Genomic DNA, 17,019 nt, shown 5'->3' with positions numbered 1-17,019 from the left:
TCCGATGAGCTCTACAGCTTGTCGCTTGCAGCTTGCGGCTTATAGCTGCTCTACGAACTTTCCTGCTATAAACGCACTCCGATGACCATTCGCCAAGCCCGTCCTGGTGCCTTTGGGGGTTATATCGGTAAAAATGCCTGTCATTTCAGTTGCTGTGCCCTCAAGTCGGCCTTAGACTGCCGCCCCTCGTAAATTGAGTGCCGGGTGGCGCTTGGAATGGATGGCGCCTTTCCGAGACCTGCAGAGGTCGACCGGAACGCTCCCTTATTCGCCTTAATGCACGTATTTTTTATAGAGAAATCAATGACAAAGGAAAAGTTGCTGGCCATGCCGGCGGATGACTACATGAATGCCGAACAGCACGCTTTTTTCGAGAAGTTGCTGCAGGACATGAAGGTGGAACACCACGAGCGCATTGAGCAGAACCGCATCGCCATTGAAAGCCTGGACACCCCGGCCGACCCTGCCGACGCCGCTTCCGTTGAAGAAGAGCGCACCTGGCTGGTCAATGCCATCGACCGCGACCAGCGCATGCTGCCGCAGCTTGAACGTGCACTGGAACGCATCAAGGAAGACTCCTTCGGCTGGTGCGATGACAGCGGCGAGCCTATCGGCCTCAAGCGCCTGCTGATCAGCCCGACCACCAAGTACTGCATCGAGGCGCAAGAGCGCCACGAGCAGATCGACAAGCACCAGCGCCAAGCCTGATGCGCTGAAGCTGGGGGATCGCCTGGGCGGTTCCCCGGAGAAAGACCCGTTACGCCCCGTCTATTGATCTGCTGCAGGCTACCCCACTAAAGGCCCATGGATAATGGCTGGATAGTGGCGTTTAATGCAGGGACAAAAATGACAAACAGTGGGGTAACGACAATGGCTGGAGACGGAGCTCTGATGGGCACAGCAGTGCCACCGCAACCGGTGGTGCGCGGGTTGCCCGGCTGGTTGATGCCGCTCCTGCAGAGCGCCGCCCTGGTGCTGGTACTGCTGGGCCTGGCGTTTGCCAGCCTGCCGATATACCTCTGCCTGCCCATTGCCTTGCTGGTGATCTGGCTGCCAGGCCTTATGAACCGCACCTCCCGCACGGCACCGCCCGCCACTGCCGATGCCATTGGCGAGCTGACCCGCGATCTGTCCTATACCACCAGCCACAACGCACTGTCCGCTGCCGGCGTCGCTTATTCGGTCAAGCAATTGGCGGCTCGAGTGCAATCGCAATTGGGCGCGGCCAAGCAGATCGTCAGCAGTGCCGAAGTGATGATCAGCACCGAAAAGGTCACCTCTCAACTCAGTCGCGAGGCCCTGCAGGCGGCCAGCCAGGCCCATCAGCGCAGCACTGAAGGCCGTGAAGTGCTGGCCCAGTCGATCATTCGTATGCACCAGCTCAGCCAGCGCGCCAATGCCAGTCGGGAGTTGATTGAAGCCCTGAGCCAACGCAGTGAAGAAATCCAGCGGGTGACCCTGGTGATTCAGTCCATTGCCAGCCAGACCAACCTGTTGGCGCTCAACGCCGCAATTGAAGCGGCGCGGGCCGGTGAGCACGGTCGCGGGTTCGCCGTGGTGGCGGATGAAGTGCGTGGGCTGGCGGGCCGCACAGCCACGGCCACCGATGAAGTCGGGGTGATGGTGGCGGATATCCAGCAACGCACTGCCCAGGTGGTTGAGCAGATTCGCCAGCTCTCGGCAGACTTGCACACCGGTGTCGAGCAGGTGGAGCACGCCGGCGAGCACCTGGAGAACATTGCCGGCCTGGCGGCGGGTGTGGAAGGCCAGGTCAATGAAATCGCCCAGGGCACCGACACCAACCGCGCCCAACTCGACAGCCTGTTCCACGCCGTGGAGCAAATGCGCAGCGATCTTATCGTGAGCGACCAGCAGACCCGCCAGTTGGCCGATGCCGCTGTGCAGATGGAAGGGCAGGCGGAAACGATCAGTGAGCGCCTGGCGGAAGTCGGGCTGGATGACTATCACCAACGCATCTACGACCTGGCGCGCGAAGGCGCGAGCCGGATTGCCGCGCAATTCGAAGCCGATGTACAGCAGAACCGCATCAGCCTGGATGACTTGTTCGACCGCAGCTACACCTTGATCCCCAACACCAGCCCGAGCAAGTACCACAGCCGGTTCGATGGCTACACCGACCAGGTACTGCCGGCCATCCAGGAAGCACTGCTGCCACGCCATGAAGGCTTGGTATTTGCCATCGCCTGCACGCCCCAGGGCTATGTGCCGACGCACAACAAGGCGTTCTCCCAGGCACTGACCGGCGATGCCCAGGTCGACGCGGTGCAGAACCGCACCAAGCGCAAGTTCGAAGACCGCACCGGGATCCGCTGCGGCAGCCACCAGCAAGCGGTGTTATTGCAGACCTACACCCGCGACACCGGCGAGTTGATGCACGACTTGTCGGTGCCGATCATGGTCCGGGGGCGGCATTGGGGTGGCTTGCGCCTGGGGTATAAGCCGGAGGGGGCGAAGGCTGCGCGCTAGGGATTGTTGTTGTCTGTGAGGCGGGGAAATACCAGCTGCCTGGCAAGCGCTATTGCGCCCAGGCAGCCGGGATTGAGTGGGTTACTGCGGTTGATGCAGGCGCTGGTTCAGCTCATCCACCGCCATGGCCCAATCGGCGTCTTCACGCAGTTCTTCCTTGAGGAACTGTGCCTGCTGCGGCGTCCAGAACGGCGCGTCGATCAACTTGACGTCGTCACTCAGCGGATGCTCGACAATGAAGGCGTCGATAGCTTCGGGGGTTGAGTCCAGGCCCAATTGTTCGAATAAGGTTTCGAGTGTCGGTATTGGCGCGTCCATGTCAGTCTCCGTGCGGGTTTCGGGATCGTTATGCATGGGAGGCTTGTGGCGCGGTAGAGTTCGATCGGATTGTCAGGAGGTCAGTGCCCCTGAATCCACTGCAGCCTTGAGTGCCTGGGCGGATTCTTTTCCGGCGCTGGCGGCAGTGTCGAGGGTCTTGAACCAACGGTCTTTTTCGACCTGGTGCGTGGTGACGGTGGTCAACGGCGGCTTGGCGCGCATCACGATCACTGCTTGAAACTCACCGTCTACTTCCCTTGCGTCGCCATGGATGAAAAATTCGCCAATATCAAATTCCGTCACGTATCGCCTTCCCTTCGAGGTAACCAACAGCACTGATGAAACCTGGCCCGTGCGGGAGCAAATTCCAATGGACAGGCCAGTATGGCAGTTGTTGAAGGGCGGCGGCGCAGTAAAGTCATCCGGGTGACGAAACGATTCCGCCGTGCAGGGAGGCCTCCAGCCGCTTGGCCAGTTCACAGGCCTCGATGTGGTCGCTGCGAAAGCCTTTGATCCTGCCACTGGTGACTTCGCGGATATGGAAGAAGTTTCTTCCGGCGGGTACAACCTGGTAAAGAACGGAATCGGAGTACCCGTTGGGACTGCGTAAGCAGTAGTATTGTTGTTCGTCCTGACATGATGAACGAGTGCGGGGAGACATAGCGTCGTATTGGCGTCGTTGCATGGTCAGCTCCTGTCGATCGATCTTGTTGACCCACCAGCGGCGTTACAGGTGGTTTTGACCCGTGTTGCTGTTTTAGTATTGTCGTCGGCAGTCGGCATCTGGTTCCACGCCGAGGTGTTTTTGTTTGTATGAGCTGTCGGAAACTGCGTTTTTAATAGTGTTATTCTCTGAAGCGGGTCGACCGGTATTCTCTGGTTATTGAACCTGTGATCTCCTGCGATGCCTGATGTCCCTGCGCAAGGCCCATCGTGCATGCCTGTCCGGGGCTTTGGGCGCAGCAACGGGGTCTTCTTCAGTTTTTCCATGAATGTGTTGTGTGATCGTGCCGAGATGGCCGTTTCTTTGTGCTGCCCGCTCTGGCGGTCAGTGCTTTATTTCGATGTGGGGGCGTTTCCTTGGCAGTCAGTAATCTGGATATGCACGCGTTGTTCGTGCTGGGTGATTTGCGCGCAAAGTTGGTCAAGCAGTTTCAATCCCGTTTTGTTTACATCACCGAGCAGACGCCGGAAGGCATCTACATCGCCGAAATCGATACCGAAGCGGCAATGGTTGTGGATGACAAACCCCGTCTGGAACTCAAGGTGGGCGACCATTTCCGTGCTGCGGTATTGCCCAGTCGCGAAGGTGGCAAGTTCGAACTCAAGTTCCGCGACATCAAGTTGACGGTGTATGGTTTGGGCGACTATGCCTTTGTGTCCTCGCCCGAGGGCCAGGGCATCGTCTTCAAGGAAGGCCACAGTGTGATGCTGGTGTTTGCGGCCCATGAACAACTGCAGGAAGGCCTGACCAAGACCCTCAAGGCCGTGACCGGCAAGGCCGCCAAATGGCGCAAGGGTGAGCTGGTGACGTTCAAGGCCAGTGAATAATCGGTAAATACTGCGAACATCTCCTATCTCCCGGAACCTCTACTACAGTTGAGTTGACTTAACTATTCAGAGGCTTCGCGCATAGACAGCAAAGCCGTTCGTTGTTTGCTGCGACATCGCGAGGTGCAAGGGCATGAAAGGATTGAGAACGCTGTTGGCTGCATCGCTGACGACCCTGGGTCTAGCAGTGGCTTCGCTGCCCGTTTCGGCCGCGCCAGCGCCGGTGCACTTTGCCGACCTGAACTGGGAAAGCGGCAGCCTGATCACCGAAATACTGCGGGTCATCGTCGAGAAGGGCTACGACTTGCCCACCGACACCTTGCCCGGTACCACCATCACCCTGGAAACCGCCCTGGCCAAGAACGACATCCAGGTCATCGGTGAAGAGTGGGCCGGCCGCAGCCCGGTGTGGGTCAAGGCCGAGGCCGAGGGCAAGGTCGTGGGCCTGGGGGATACGGTCAAGGGGGCCACCGAAGGTTGGTGGGTGCCTGAATACGTGGTCAAGGGTGATCCGTCCAAAGGTATCAAGCCCTTGGCACCGGACCTCAAGAGCGTGAAGGACCTTGCGCGCTACAAGGACGTGTTCAAGGACCCGGAGTCTCCCGGCAAGGGGCGCTTCCTCAACAGTCCCATCGGCTGGACCTCGGAAGTGGTCAACAAACAGAAGCTCAAGGCCTATGGCCTGGATGACAGCTACGTGAACTTTCGCAGCGGTTCGGGAGCTGCACTGGATGCCGAAATTGCCTCGTCCATCCGTCGCGGCAAACCGGTGTTGTTCTACTACTGGTCACCGACGCCGTTGATGGGGCGCTACAAGCTGATCCAGCTGGAGGAGCCACCGTTCGATGCCGAGGCCTGGAAGACCCTGACGGATGCGGATAACCCCGATCCGAAGCCTACTCGGTCGTTGGCATCCAAGCTGAGTATTGGCGTGTCCACGCCGTTCCAGAAGGAACATCCGCAGATTGCCGGGTTTTTCGAGAAGGTCGAGTTGCCGATTGGGCCGCTGAACCAAGCCCTGGCGACCATGAGCGAGAACCACACCGCGCCCCGGGAGGTGGCCCAGGCGTTCCTCAAGGAGCACCCGGAGGTGTGGAAGGCGTGGTTGACCGAGGATGTGGCGCAGAAGGTCGAAGCCAGCTTGAAGTAAACACGGCGCTTATTGCCGAGCGGAGATCAAAAATAATGTGGGAGAGGGCTTGTTCCCTCCCACATGTTGTTTGCACGGTCGCGTCAGAATCTGGTTTGCACCGCCAGCTCGAATGTCCGTGGCGCTCCCAGATAATACGCCGGGGACACATGGGCAAACTCGGCATACACCTCATTGGTCAGGTTGCGCACCCGGCCGGTCACCGAGGTATGTGAATCCACCTGATAGCGCAGGAACGTCCCGAACAGCGTGTAGGCCGGCACCGTCTGGGTGTTGGCATTGTCCGCATACACCTCGGCGACATAGCGTGCATCCACGCCGCCTTGCCAGTCCTCGGCAAAGTCATAGGTCAACCACAGGTTGCCGACGCGCCCGGGCACGTTGGTCGGTGTATTGCCCTTGCGCGAGACCACCGCGCCACTGGCGATCTTCTCGTTGAACTCATCGTATTCGGCATCCACCCAGGCGATGTTGCCTTCCGCCAGCAGCCTGGGCGTGATGCGCAATGAACTGGCCAGCTCGATGCCCTTCGATGACTGCGCGCCGACCGGGATGCTCGTGGTCGGGTCCTGCGGGTCGGTTACGGCAAAATCCTTGCGTTCGATCTTATAGACAGCAACGGTGGCCGAGCCACGGCCGTCCAGGTAGTCGAACTTGCTGCCCACCTCCCATTGTTTGCCGGTCGACACATCGAACACCTGGGTGGTCGTACTCGGTTGCTCGGCGGCGGTGCTGTATTGCACGTAGACATTGGCCGATGGGGTGAACTGGTAGGTCAGGCCGACGCGACCGGTCACCGGTTCCCAACGGCGCTTGAAGTGCCGTGGGTTGGTGGCCGTGACCCCGCGGTGGTTAGTCACATCCAGGTCGATGGCGTCGTAACGCAGGCCGCTCAGCAGCGAGAGTTTTTCGGTAAGGCCCAGGCGGTTCTCCACGAACAACGCCTTGGTGGTGACCTCATTGGTCTTGTCCTTGCCGAAGTTCTCCCGGGTACGCGGGATGTCGTAGAAGTACCCGGGGGCGAAGCCGTTCGGGTCCACGGTGCTGTTACCCGGCACATTCAGCGGCGTGTTGGTGGTGCTGTTGACCTTGTACTCAAAACCACCGGACCAGGTGGTCGACAGGCCGAAGAGGCGGTCGTCATGGCGCAGCTCGAACTGGTTGCCGTGCTGTTCGCCCTGGTGGCGCACCTGGTAGGCGGTCGAGCGGTTTACCGCGCTGTTGCCGGCGTTGTATTGGTAGGTTTCGAGGTTGCGGTAATCGCGCTGGCTGTCGAGGTGGTAGAGCGTATTTTTCAGCGTCGTGCTGTCGTTGACCCGGTAGTCGATGATCGAGCGCGCCCAAATCGTGCGCTGCTCGTAACGGCCGTCGGCGACGTTGTAGTTATTGAAACGGTTGTGTTTGTCGATCTTCAGCTCGCCGGCCTTGGGGTTGAGCACCGGCGTGCCCCAGTAAGGGCTGTCTTCCTGTTCATCCTGGTATTCCAGGGCCAGGGTATGGGACAGGTCGGGGGTGAGGTCGCTGAGCAGGGAAAACGCCAGGCTCCAGGCCTCACGCTGGTCGCGGTCGATGTAGCTGTGGTTGGTGTTGCGGCTCACATCCAGGCGCGCGTAATGCTGCACGTCGGCGCCGGGCTCGGTCAGCGCGTGATTGACGCCGAATGCCATGCCGGTGGTGTCGTAGCTGCCATAGGTGAGCTGACCTTCGGCGGCCTGCTCCTCATGGGTGGCCAGCTTCGTCACATAGTTGAGCGAGCCGCCGACGGAGCCGGCACCGTTGATCAAGGAGGAGGGGCCACCCACCAACTCCACCCGGTCATAGATCCAGGCGTCCACTGGCCGGGCCAGGCCGGTGGCGACATTGATACCGTTGAACATCTGGGTGATCTGGCTGCTGGTAAACCCACGGTAAGAGACAAACCCGCCAAAACCCGGCGGCGCGCTGGCGTTGACGCCGGGCAGGGTGTTGGCGGCATCGCGAAACGTCTTGGCGCCATGGCGTTCGATGTCATTGCGGTTGGCAATGGCAACCGACGCTGGGGTTTCCCGCACGCTCAGTCCCAGCCGCGAAGCGACGCCGCTGGATTGATCCAGGGTAAGGCCGGGTTCGGCAGTTGATTCGCCATCAATGGTGGTCGGAGCCAATTCGAGGGCCCAGGCGCAGACAGGCAGGCAGCCGAACAGGCCCGCCAACAGGGGTAGATGTTTCATGGTTGAATCCTGAAAAACTTGGCTTGAAAACAACGCACGGCCGTCCGTCATTCCGTGTGGAACCGGCGGTCAGTGCAGATGGGAAAGCAAAGGGATCAGGCGAAGGCGGGCGGCGCGCGCGGGTTAGCCGTGGGCCAGGTGAAGCGGGCAGGGATGTCAGCAGCCAACACCACGGCCGGCGGTGGTGCATGGGGTTGTGGCAACACCGCCACATTCAGGCTGGAACTGAGCGCCGGGCCCATGCCGCCGGTGGAGCACAGCGGGCAACCGAACGCCTTGGCCAGCGTCGGCAGGCTCTCATCGGTGGAGTTGGACGGCGTGGGCGCCTGGGTACGCGGGTCGACCGTACAGAACTGCCCGCCGGTGCCATTGAGCTGCATCCCCACCATCTGCCCGTGACCGATACTGCAGGCGAACACATTGAACAGGACGCAGCAATAGAGCATCCAGGCAATAAGCGAGCGGTCGGCGCGGGCGAGTTTCATGGGGCGGCACTTTACCATCAGCCGCCGACGAAATGCCTGCAAAAAATCCCAGGGCGACTATCCTGTTTCGCACCTTTTCTGGAAGCGCCCGCCATGAGCTTTGTCATCGCACGCTGGATCGTCGGTGTTTTTACGTGCATCAGCATGGTGCACCTGTACTGGGCTGCCGGCGGCAAACTCGGCAGCCTCGCCGCCATCCCCCAACTGCCCGGCGAATTCGCCAGCGGCCCTCGCCCTGCATTCAAGCCCTCGGCGCTGGGTACCTTTCTGGTGGCGATGGGCTTGGTCGGCATTGCGCTGCTGGTGTGCCTGCGGGCCGGGCTGTACTTTTCGGCGGTCTCCCATGCGGCGCTGCAATGGGGAATCAGCGCGATTGCCCTGCTGATGTTTGCCAGGGCGATTGGGGATTCGGAGTTGGTGGGGTTTTTCAAGAAGGTCGGCGGGTCACGGTTTGCGCGGTGGGATACGTGGTTCTATTCGCCGTTGTGCCTGGCGTTGGGGGTGGGATTGTTGGTGGTGGCGTGGGGTTAATGAGGGAGACACAACACACCGATCTACGTCGCTCAAATAAAAACTGCTCTCATCCTTGCCCGATTTGCCGACCTGGCCGTCATGGTTAATAGAACCTCTATTACCCAGGATTTCCCATGTCGCGCCTTGCTCGCCCCTTGCACCCACTGGCCCTGTCAGTGGCGTTGGCTTTCGCCGCCGTGCCGTTGCTGAATCTCCAATCCGCCTTCGCCGAAGAAAGCCGCAGCACTGTACGTGGCTTTCAGATTCCGGCCGGTGACTTGAGCCAGGCGCTCAATAGCCTGGCCGAGCAGGCGGGCCTGGTATTGGCGTTTGATGCGAGCCTGACACGCGGCAAACGCAGCAACGGCTTGAGCGGGCAGTACGCCACCGACGTGGCGCTGGCCCAGTTGCTCGCCGGCAGCGGCCTGCAGGCGCTGAAGCTCTCTGCCGGCCGCTACCGCCTGGAAGCCATCCCGGATAACGGCGGTGCCATGGAGCTGCAGGCCACCACCATCAGCGGCGCGTACCAGGCCGAAAGCCCTACCGGGCCGGTGTCCGGTTATGTGGCTACGCGCAGTTTGTCGGGCACCAAGACCGATACCGCGCTGATCGAAACCCCGCAGTCGATCTCCATCGTCACCAAAGACCAGATGCGTGCGCAGAACGCCGAGAGCCTCAACCAGATCCTGCGCTACAGCGCCGCGGTCATCCCGGAAACCCGCGGTGCCACGGCGTCGCGTCTCGACCAATTGACCATCCGTGGGTTTGCCCCGGCCACTTACCTCGACGGCCTGCGCATGCCGTCGAGCCGTGATGCCTTGCCGCAAAAGGATGCCTTCGACCTGGAGCGTGTCGAAGTGCTGCGCGGCCCGGCGTCGGTGCTGTACGGGCAGGGCACGCCGAGCGGGGTGATCAATATGGTCAGCAAGCGCCCGCTGGATACGCCGTTCCATGAAGTGGGCGTCGAATACGGCACCTTCGGCAAAAAGCGCACCACCTTCGATTTGAGCGGGCCGATTGACGATCAAGGCGTGTATTCCTACCGCGTGGCGGGGCTGTTCGACGATGCCGATGGCCAGGTCGACCACACCGAAACCCGTCGCCAATCGTTGTCCAGCGCGTTCACCTGGCGACCGGACGAAGACACCTCGCTGACCTTGCTCGGGCATTTCCAGAAGGACCCCAAGGGCGCGTCCTACGGTTCGGTGCCGGCCTGGGGCTCGGTACTGCACAGCCCGACCGGGCGCAGTATCGACGTGGACTTCTACGACGGCGAAAAGAACTTCGAGAAAAGCGATCGCGAGTACTACTCCATCGGCTGGGCCTTCGAGCATCACCTCAACGATGTGTGGACGGTGCGCCAGAACGCGCGTTACCTGCGCAGCGAAGGACGTTATCGCAGCCTCTACAGCAACTACCTGATGGCGGATTACCGCACCATTCGACGCTCCACCATTGCCAGTGACGTCGACATGGATGCCTACACCCTCGATAACCAGGTGCAGGCCAAATTCGACACGGGTCCACTGCAACACACCCTGCTGATGGGGCTCGACTACCAGAACACCAGCACCGATACCCTGTTGGGCTCAGGGACGTATACCGCCGGGCCGACCCTGGATATTTTCAACCCGGTCTATGGCGCGGCCGTGCCGGTACCGGCGTACACCACCGACGGTACGTCGCGCAGCGAACAGACCGGCGTCTATCTGCAAGAGCAGATGAAGTGGGATAAATGGGTGCTGTTGCTGGGCGGACGTTATGACTGGGCCAGCACCGACAGCACCACCAAGACCCTGCGCACCGGGGCCAAGAGCCAGTCCTCCCTGGACAGCAAGGCCTTTACCGGGCGTATTGGCCTGGTCTATCTCTTCGATAACGGCCTGGCGCCCTATGCCAGCTATGCGGAGTCGTTCAACCCGCAATCGGGCACCGGTTATGGCGGTTCGGTGTTCAAGCCGACCGAAGGCAAGCAGTATGAAATCGGCATCAAGTACCAGCCGCCCGGCAGCAACAGCTTTATCACCGCGGCGATCTTCGACCTGCGCCAGACCAACGTCCTCACCACCGACCCGGACCCCACCCACCTGTGCGGCAGCGGTCGCTGCCAGAGCCAGGACGGCGAAGTGCAATCCCGTGGTTTTGAACTGGAAGGCAAGGCCAGCCTCAACGACAACCTGGACATCACGGCGGCCTATGCCTACCTGGATAACCGCATCAGCAAGTCCAATAACACCGTGCGTTACGCCCCCGTCAGCGATATCGGCGTAGGCCCGGCCATCAACGCCGAGGGCACCACCACCTATGCGGTACCGCGCCACACGGCGTCGGCGTGGGCTGACTACACCTTCCATGATGGCAACCTCAAGGGCTTCGGTGCCGGCGCGGGTGCGCGGTATGTCGGTTCGTCCTGGGGCGATACCGCCAACACCCTGAAGGTGCCGGGCTACACCCTGTTCGATGCGGCGGTGCACTACGACATTCCGAACATCGCCAACCTCAAGGACAACCTGCGCCTGGCCCTGAATGCCACCAACCTGGCGAATAAAGAGTACGTCGCGTCGTGCTATTCCTACTCGTGGTGCTGGTATGGCTCGCAGCGCACCGTGCAGGCGAGTGCGACCTACCAATGGTGATGGCACGCCGATAAGGCAATTTAATGGCCCCTTTGTAACAAAATTCTCGCCAGAATCGCTTTTATTTTCAGGTGGTTAGGTGAGGAAGCAAATGCGCACTGTTGGAATCATGCTGATCGCCTGCTCCCTGGCCGGCGGCGCGGCTGCCGTGCAGGCACGGGAGCTGCGCGAGGGTGACAAGTACATGTGCAGCTGGGGCGCCGGCACGGCCGCCAGGGCCCAGGAGCTCAAGCTGTCGGGGGTGTCGCTGTACGCCGCACGGCAGAAGATCCAGACCATCAAGTTCAGTAAATCCTGGATGCGCATGATGGCCATGGGCATCACCGAACAGACCTATGACAGTCGTTCACGGCTCAAGCCCGAAGCGATTCGCCAGAGTTTCTATCAGGATTGCGTGCGCTACAAAGTGGCACGCAAGTAAAGCCCTACTCGCGGGTGCCCGGCTTACAAATCCACGACAAACGCATGTTTCCATTTGCATACAATTGCGCTCCTGAGAGAGGAGGCTTGTATGCATACGGTTATTCGCCTTGCGACCCTGGACGATATCGACGCGTTGTTTGCCATCCGCACTTCGGTGGTGCAAAACCATTTGAGTGTCGCGCAGATGGCGGACCTGGGCATTACCCCCCAGGTGCTGGCCGACAGCATCCGTGAAGCACCCTGCGCCTGGGTCGCCGAAGTGGACGGCGTGCGTGCTGCCTTTGCCATGGTCGATCTGGCCGAGGGCGAGGTATTTGCGATGTTCGTATTGCCCTCCCATGAAAACCTGGGCCTGGGCCGGCAGTTGATGGCAGTGGCAGAGGCTGCATTGTTCGAACACCACGACACGCTGTTTCTGATCACCGACGGGCGCGACGAAATCCGCGCCAACGGGTTCTACCGGCGCCTGGGCTGGTCGGTGGTGGGGCGGGTCGAGGCTGACGACGTTCGCTATCAGAAGAGCAGGGCAGGGTAAGCCGATGAATCCAGCAGTCCCGCCATCGTCCCACGGCTTGCGCTACTTTGCCCTTGGCGTGCTGTGCGTGGCGGGGTTGCTCGGGGGCTATTTCATGCAGCTCAATGCCAGGGCGGATCGCGAGCGCGAAGAAGCGGCCGAACGTTTGGCACTTTGCCGGCAGGTTGAGCGGGTCGCCAGTGTGGCCACCTCCGCGGGTCTCGAACTTCGCGATACCTGCAAGCAATTGGGGCAGAGCGGGTCGAAGAGTGTCACGCCGCCTTAACTAATAACCCTTTTTTATAAGTGGAAATATCGGCAGTAGTTGCACCAAAAAGTGGCACTTATATGCTTCGCCACCTTAAAAAACATGTGGTTATTGAAGGACTTACAATGCTTTTAATCCGACGAAAGGATATAAAATTTTCTTGTTACAGCTTTTTACACTGGTTATTATAGCCGGGCGTTCACCTCCCACGGTTTATGCATTTTTAAATCCCAAGTTTCCATCAGCTACTTGGGATTTTTTTTGCCTGGAATTTAACCCCCGGCGTCAAACTTCACCTTCTGCAAACTCCGCACGCATCCGTCCATTGCGTTTGGCCTGGTAGAGCAACTTGTCGACATCTTCGACAAAACCCAGCATCGGGCTGTCGGGTTTGACGATGCGCGTACCTACGCCCAGGCTCAGGGTCAGCAGGTTCGACACCGCTGAACAGCCATGTTCGATCTGTTGCTGGCAGATCAGGTGCAGGCAGCGCTGTGCCACCTGTTTCGCCGATGCCGCGTCGGTTTCCGGCAGCAACCACACAAACTCCTCACCGCCGATACGGGCGATGAAGTCCCGGGGCCGGTTGGCGGCCAGTGACAGGGTGTGTGCGACCTGGCGCAGGCATTCGTCGCCCTTGATGTGGCCATAGTGGTCGTTGTACTGCTTGAAAAAATCGATATCCAGGATGATCAACGACAGAGGCAACTGGCTGCGCTGGGCGCTGGCCCATTCGCGCTCGAGCACGGTGTCGAACATGCGCCGGTTGGCGATGCCGGTCAGGCCATCCTGGTAGGAATATTCCTCGAGTTGCTTTTGCAGGCGCACCAGGTGTTCTTCGGTCTTCTTGCGTTCGCTGATATCGAACATAAAGCCGATCAGCGCCTCGACTTCACCGTCCTTGCGCACCACATGCACCACGTCGCGGATCCATACATAGTCGCCGTTCACCGTCAGGGCCCGGTAATCCGCTTCATGGTCTACCCCGGCACGGGATTGCGACACGCAGAAATTCACCACGTATTCGCGGTCATCGGGGTGCATGCGCGAGACCCAGTCGTCGACGCTGACCCAGCTTTGCGGGGTCCAGCCCAACAGCGTTTCGATCTGCGGGCCGATATAGCTGAAGGTCATGCTCTGCCAGTCGATACGCCACGGGATGGCCTTGGTCGACTCCAGCAGCGTGCGGTATACGTCGCTGTCGGGCTGGCTCGGAGGGGCAATGCTCATGGTGGACGGCTCGAATGATGGCTAAGTGCCCAGAGCGTCGTGTGATCGACGGTGGGAGTCAAGCGCTTGCCGAGGCAGCAGACGAGAGGTCGTGTGACGAGCATGGTGGTGGCCAGCTAGCCAATGACAGCATGGCTGGGCGCGTCCACTGCGCCGTAGTAACGCCAGCAGCAATGACGGTGTTCCGGCACGATCACGCAGCCGCTGAGGCTGACGATCAGCGCAGCGGCAACCAGCAGGGTAATTCGACGGTACATGGTGTTTCCTCTTGGATTGGCCGGGGTTAATCCTTCAACGCGGCGACCGGCGAAAATCCGTCGCAATCCTTTCAGACATTTCATCAAGCCCCGCCAGCCCCTGAGCAATACTGGTCTCGCCCCCTGCTGAAAAATCTGCGCAGCCCGCGACGGATTTTTGCGCACGCGCCGTTCAACCCATCAGCAACCTGCACTTTCGCGGGTTGCATGGAGGAGTTGCCATGAGAGCCCTGGCCACATTGCGTTTAACCGTGCTTGTTCCGCTGGCTTTCGCCGCGTTTGTCAGCACCCCGACGTTTGCCCAGACCGACATCATCATTCAGCAGGCGCCGCCGCCTCAGCGTGTGGAAATGATCCCGGCCGAGCGCCCCGGCTATGCCTGGGACCCTGGCCACTGGCGCTGGGAAGGGCGCGGTTACGGCTGGGTGCCGGGCCACTGGCAGCCAGTGATGCGTCATGGGCGCTGGGAGCCTGGTCATTGGGAAGCCCATGGCCCCAACTGGTACTGGCGCGAAGGGCATTGGATCCGCTGAACCCTGACCCTTGGCCCTGAGAATTGCCCGATTGAAAGACACTGATCCGGACGTTGAGCTGCTGGCGCGTATCGGCAATAACGAACCTGCCGCCGTCAACGAAATGGTGACGCGCAAGCTCCCGCGTTTGCTGGCGCTCGCCAGTCGGATCCTGGGGGACGCCGACGAGGCCAAGGACGTGGCCCAGGAAAGCTTCCTGCGCATCTGGCGCCAGGCCGCCCACTGGCGCAGTGGCGAGGCGCGTTTCGACACCTGGTTGCATCGGGTCGCGCTGAACCTGTGCCACGACCGCTTGCGACGGCGCAAGGAGCGCCCGCTGAGCGATGAGACGGCGGTGGAGGTGGCAGACAGCTCGCCATCGCCTGAAGAGCAGCTGGAGACCCGGGACCGCAGTACACGCATGGCCGCCGCGTTGGCGGCCTTGCCCGAACGCCAGCGCGAAGCCATCGTGTTGCAGTACTACCAGGAGCTGTCGAACATCGACGCCGCGGCCCTGATGAATATCAGCGTCGAGGCACTGGAGAGCCTGCTGTCGCGGGCCCGACGCCAGTTGCGCAGCCAACTTGCCGATACACCCGGGCTTGCCCGCCCAGGAAGGGGAAAATCATGACACCCGAACGCTTTGTGTTCCTGGCCGACGTCTACGGCGCAGACCTGCGTCGCTGGCCCGCGGCAGAACGGGCCCCGGCCCAGGCGTTGCTCGACCACGGCAACGTCCATGCCCGTGTAGCCTTGCAGCAGGCGCGTTGGCTCGACAGCCAGTTGGACAGCCATCAACCGGCGTTCCCCGGCCCGGCGTTGGTCCGGCAGATACGCCAATCCGCCCCACGCTCATTCTGGTCACGCTATGCCAACTGGTTATCGCCTGCCGGCCTTGTCGGTGCGGGGATTGCCGGCATCGTCACCGGGATGCTGGTGGCGTCCATGAGCGTGCCGCTGCCGATGTTGTCCTCCGACGTGCTGCCCAGCGTCTTTGATCAAGGCGACGCGGAAGTCGTCTTCAGCGTCAATGCCGAGGAAACCGAACAATGACCACCAGATCCCTGAAGCCGTGGTTGTTTGTCTCGATCCTGCTCAACGTATTTTTGATCGGTGGGGTGGGCGGCGGTCTCTACCATTGGATGACCAACGCCCGGCCCGCCGAAGCGGTGGTCAACCAGCATGGCCTGCGCCAGGCGATGGTCAAGTTGCCGCCGGAGCGGCGCAGGGAACTGCGCCAACTGCTGCGCCGCAATCGCGACGACAGCCAGCCGCTGATCATGGCCGGGCGTGAGGCGCGGCTGGGGGTGATCAAGCAATTGGAAGCGCCGCGCCTGGATCGTGAGGCGTTGCTAGCGGAACTGGCCAAGGCACGGGAGGCCGATATGGCGCTGCGGGCCTTGGTGGACGATACCCTGGCGCAGTTCGCCAATACCTTGCCCCAGGATGAACGGCAGCAGCTGGTGGAGGCCTTGTACAGGCGCGGGCAGGCAAAGGCCCAAGCAAAGTTGGCAGGCAAAGAACCTCGGTCGTGAGCAGGCTGATGGAACTGGAAATCTCAAAGTGCCACGAAGGTAGAGCTCAGAGAAACCCGACATTCCGTTGGGTAGAGCAACAAGGTAAAGAACGATGATCGAAAGCTCTAACGTACGTCCCGCGCAGGCTGCTGCTCAACCCAACTCTTTGGATGCGATCACCGATTTCGGCGGCGCACAGCCGGAGGACATGGCAGAGCAAACGCGGGTGAAACGCCCGGGAGAAGAGTCGGCAGCAGGAAATGGCCCGTCCCAGATCAGTTTTTGAGTCTTGCCCCCAGCGGTGAGGGGAAGCGCCCTCGCCACTGATACCTCCACCTGCCGCCCTACACCAGGCGATGTGGGTGCCTTTGACATACACAGCGGCTGCCGCTCGACAGATCCTTTGTCGAACGGCAGAGAGCAAATGGCCTGGTCTAACGAAGGGGGCTGGATAGCAGGTTGGGCGCTGTATTACAGACGCCGGAGAAAGGCTTTGACGATGTGCCGCGTGGCGTCGGTGGTGTCCAGTTGGTCCACGGCGCCATAGGCGTGCCACTGGCAGTCGACGATCTCGTTCAGCGGCCGCGCATCCGCGATATTCACCACCGAGGCTTCAAATACATGGTGCACGGTGTCGCGGGCCTTCAGCTCCTGCAAGTACAGCAGCCCGTCCACGTTCAATCCGGTTTCTTCTTCCAGCTCCCGTTCGGCCGCACCGACCGGGCGCTCGTCCCGTTCCACCTTGCCGCCCGGCAAGGCCCATTTTGACCTGGCCTTGCGCACGAAGAGGATATGCCCCTCGTGTTCGCAAATGACCGTTGCGCGTATTTTCATCGTCTGTGCCCCCGCAGCGGGATGAGTGTCATAAAAGTGTAATGCAATTGTCATGCTAAGTGGTTATGGCGCGCCGCGGTGGGGATGTGGATACTGCCCGATTGATGAAAACGG

The 17,019-nt window shown here is 60.7% G+C and carries 22 protein-coding genes; 14 read left to right on the top strand and 8 right to left on the bottom strand.

Annotated features, from left to right (window positions below; all coding sequences use genetic code 11):
* Window positions 1-303: 303 nt before the first annotated feature.
* Together BM416_RS15990 and BM416_RS15985 are read left to right on the top strand one after the other, a co-directional pair.
* The gene (locus tag BM416_RS15990; RefSeq protein ID WP_003191666.1) at window positions 304-708 is read left to right on the top strand and encodes a TraR/DksA family transcriptional regulator; all 405 of its coding nucleotides are present in this window, start codon (window positions 304-306) and stop codon (window positions 706-708) included.
* 96 nt (window positions 709-804) lie between these two features.
* Window positions 805-2,487: a methyl-accepting chemotaxis protein gene (locus BM416_RS15985; protein ID WP_371856056.1), complete on the top strand. Its 1,683-nt coding sequence runs from the start codon at window positions 805-807 to the stop codon at window positions 2,485-2,487.
* 81 nt (window positions 2,488-2,568) lie between these two features.
* Here the strand turns inward: BM416_RS15985 and BM416_RS15980 are convergent, their stop codons facing one another.
* The 3 genes from BM416_RS15980 to BM416_RS15970 all read right to left on the bottom strand — a co-directional run bounded on the left by BM416_RS15980 (window position 2,569) and on the right by BM416_RS15970 (window position 3,490).
* Entirely contained in the window at window positions 2,569-2,805 is a 237-nt protein-coding gene (locus BM416_RS15980; RefSeq protein WP_092488689.1) for a DUF2789 domain-containing protein, read from the bottom strand.
* Window positions 2,806-2,877: 72 nt separating this feature from the next.
* Window positions 2,878-3,108, bottom strand: coding sequence for a hypothetical protein (locus tag BM416_RS15975; RefSeq protein WP_065927941.1), 231 nt, complete (start codon window positions 3,106-3,108; stop codon window positions 2,878-2,880).
* 115 nt (window positions 3,109-3,223) lie between these two features.
* Window positions 3,224-3,490 (bottom strand): hypothetical protein, encoded by a 267-nt coding sequence (locus BM416_RS15970; protein WP_092488688.1) that lies wholly within the window; start codon window positions 3,488-3,490, stop codon window positions 3,224-3,226.
* Between the two features lie 416 nt (window positions 3,491-3,906).
* Here BM416_RS15970 and BM416_RS15965 point away from each other — a divergent pair, with 416 nt between their 5' ends.
* Both BM416_RS15965 and BM416_RS15960 read left to right on the top strand, forming a co-directional pair.
* Complete coding sequence (locus BM416_RS15965; RefSeq protein WP_051429370.1) at window positions 3,907-4,356, top strand: hypothetical protein; 450 nt, start codon at window positions 3,907-3,909, stop codon at window positions 4,354-4,356.
* A 133-nt stretch (window positions 4,357-4,489) separates the two neighbouring features.
* Window positions 4,490-5,506: an ABC transporter substrate-binding protein gene (locus tag BM416_RS15960; RefSeq protein WP_027606520.1), complete on the top strand. Its 1,017-nt coding sequence runs from the start codon at window positions 4,490-4,492 to the stop codon at window positions 5,504-5,506.
* Window positions 5,507-5,589: 83 nt separating this feature from the next.
* Here the strand turns inward: BM416_RS15960 and BM416_RS15955 are convergent, their stop codons facing one another.
* Together BM416_RS15955 and BM416_RS15950 are read right to left on the bottom strand one after the other, a co-directional pair.
* A complete protein-coding gene (locus BM416_RS15955; RefSeq protein ID WP_092488687.1) occupies window positions 5,590-7,716 on the bottom strand; it encodes a TonB-dependent receptor in 2,127 nt (708 codons plus the stop codon).
* Between the two features lie 95 nt (window positions 7,717-7,811).
* A complete protein-coding gene (locus BM416_RS15950) occupies window positions 7,812-8,201 on the bottom strand; it encodes a DUF2946 domain-containing protein (RefSeq protein ID WP_092488686.1) in 390 nt (129 codons plus the stop codon).
* Window positions 8,202-8,294: 93 nt separating this feature from the next.
* Here BM416_RS15950 and BM416_RS15945 point away from each other — a divergent pair, with 93 nt between their 5' ends.
* From BM416_RS15945 to BM416_RS15925, 5 genes are all read left to right on the top strand, one after another.
* Window positions 8,295-8,732, top strand: coding sequence for a DUF3995 domain-containing protein (locus BM416_RS15945; RefSeq protein ID WP_065927938.1), 438 nt, complete (start codon window positions 8,295-8,297; stop codon window positions 8,730-8,732).
* 116 nt (window positions 8,733-8,848) lie between these two features.
* Entirely contained in the window at window positions 8,849-11,350 is a 2,502-nt protein-coding gene (locus tag BM416_RS15940; protein ID WP_092488685.1) for a TonB-dependent siderophore receptor, read from the top strand.
* 91 nt (window positions 11,351-11,441) lie between these two features.
* Window positions 11,442-11,771, top strand: a complete 330-nt coding sequence (locus tag BM416_RS15935; protein WP_065941186.1) for a hypothetical protein — start codon at window positions 11,442-11,444, stop codon at window positions 11,769-11,771.
* 90 nt (window positions 11,772-11,861) lie between these two features.
* Window positions 11,862-12,308, top strand: coding sequence for a GNAT family N-acetyltransferase (locus tag BM416_RS15930; RefSeq protein WP_092488684.1), 447 nt, complete (start codon window positions 11,862-11,864; stop codon window positions 12,306-12,308).
* A gap of 4 nt (window positions 12,309-12,312) precedes the next feature.
* On the top strand, window positions 12,313-12,573 hold the full coding sequence (locus BM416_RS15925) for a hypothetical protein (protein WP_092488683.1): 261 nt from the start codon (window positions 12,313-12,315) through the stop codon (window positions 12,571-12,573).
* Window positions 12,574-12,840: 267 nt separating this feature from the next.
* On the opposite strand, the gene BM416_RS15920 is transcribed toward BM416_RS15925, so the two are convergent.
* Both BM416_RS15920 and BM416_RS30585 read right to left on the bottom strand, forming a co-directional pair.
* Window positions 12,841-13,785: a GGDEF domain-containing protein gene (locus BM416_RS15920; protein ID WP_092488682.1), complete on the bottom strand. Its 945-nt coding sequence runs from the start codon at window positions 13,783-13,785 to the stop codon at window positions 12,841-12,843.
* Between the two features lie 116 nt (window positions 13,786-13,901).
* Window positions 13,902-14,042 carry a hypothetical protein gene (locus BM416_RS30585; RefSeq protein WP_175539070.1) on the bottom strand — a complete coding sequence of 47 codons (141 nt, stop codon included), beginning with the start codon at window positions 14,040-14,042 and terminating at the stop codon, window positions 13,902-13,904.
* 221 nt (window positions 14,043-14,263) lie between these two features.
* On the opposite strand from BM416_RS30585, the gene BM416_RS15915 reads away from it, so the two are divergent.
* From BM416_RS15915 to BM416_RS30580, 5 genes are all read left to right on the top strand, one after another.
* Window positions 14,264-14,575, top strand: coding sequence for a YXWGXW repeat-containing protein (locus tag BM416_RS15915; RefSeq protein WP_092488681.1), 312 nt, complete (start codon window positions 14,264-14,266; stop codon window positions 14,573-14,575).
* Window positions 14,576-14,606: 31 nt separating this feature from the next.
* Entirely contained in the window at window positions 14,607-15,185 is a 579-nt protein-coding gene (locus BM416_RS15910; RefSeq protein WP_092488680.1) for an RNA polymerase sigma factor, read from the top strand.
* Window positions 15,182-15,607: a hypothetical protein gene (locus BM416_RS15905; RefSeq protein WP_092488679.1), complete on the top strand. Its 426-nt coding sequence runs from the start codon at window positions 15,182-15,184 to the stop codon at window positions 15,605-15,607. Before BM416_RS15910 ends, BM416_RS15905 begins: the two co-directional genes overlap by 4 nt.
* A complete protein-coding gene (locus BM416_RS15900; RefSeq protein WP_092488678.1) occupies window positions 15,604-16,089 on the top strand; it encodes a periplasmic heavy metal sensor in 486 nt (161 codons plus the stop codon). Before BM416_RS15905 ends, BM416_RS15900 begins: the two co-directional genes overlap by 4 nt.
* A 94-nt stretch (window positions 16,090-16,183) precedes the next feature.
* Window positions 16,184-16,357: a hypothetical protein gene (locus BM416_RS30580; RefSeq protein ID WP_159440245.1), complete on the top strand. Its 174-nt coding sequence runs from the start codon at window positions 16,184-16,186 to the stop codon at window positions 16,355-16,357.
* Between the two features lie 185 nt (window positions 16,358-16,542).
* Here BM416_RS30580 and BM416_RS15895 read toward each other — a convergent pair whose 3' ends face one another.
* Window positions 16,543-16,905 (bottom strand): NUDIX hydrolase, encoded by a 363-nt coding sequence (locus BM416_RS15895; RefSeq protein ID WP_027606508.1) that lies wholly within the window; start codon window positions 16,903-16,905, stop codon window positions 16,543-16,545.
* Between the last annotated feature and the right edge of the window lie 114 nt (window positions 16,906-17,019).

Source organism: Pseudomonas sp. NFACC42-2 (assembly GCF_900116055.1).
Classification (GTDB): Bacteria; Pseudomonadota; Gammaproteobacteria; order Pseudomonadales; family Pseudomonadaceae; genus Aquipseudomonas; species Aquipseudomonas marginalis.
This window is presented reverse-complemented; position numbering and strand designations above follow the sequence as displayed.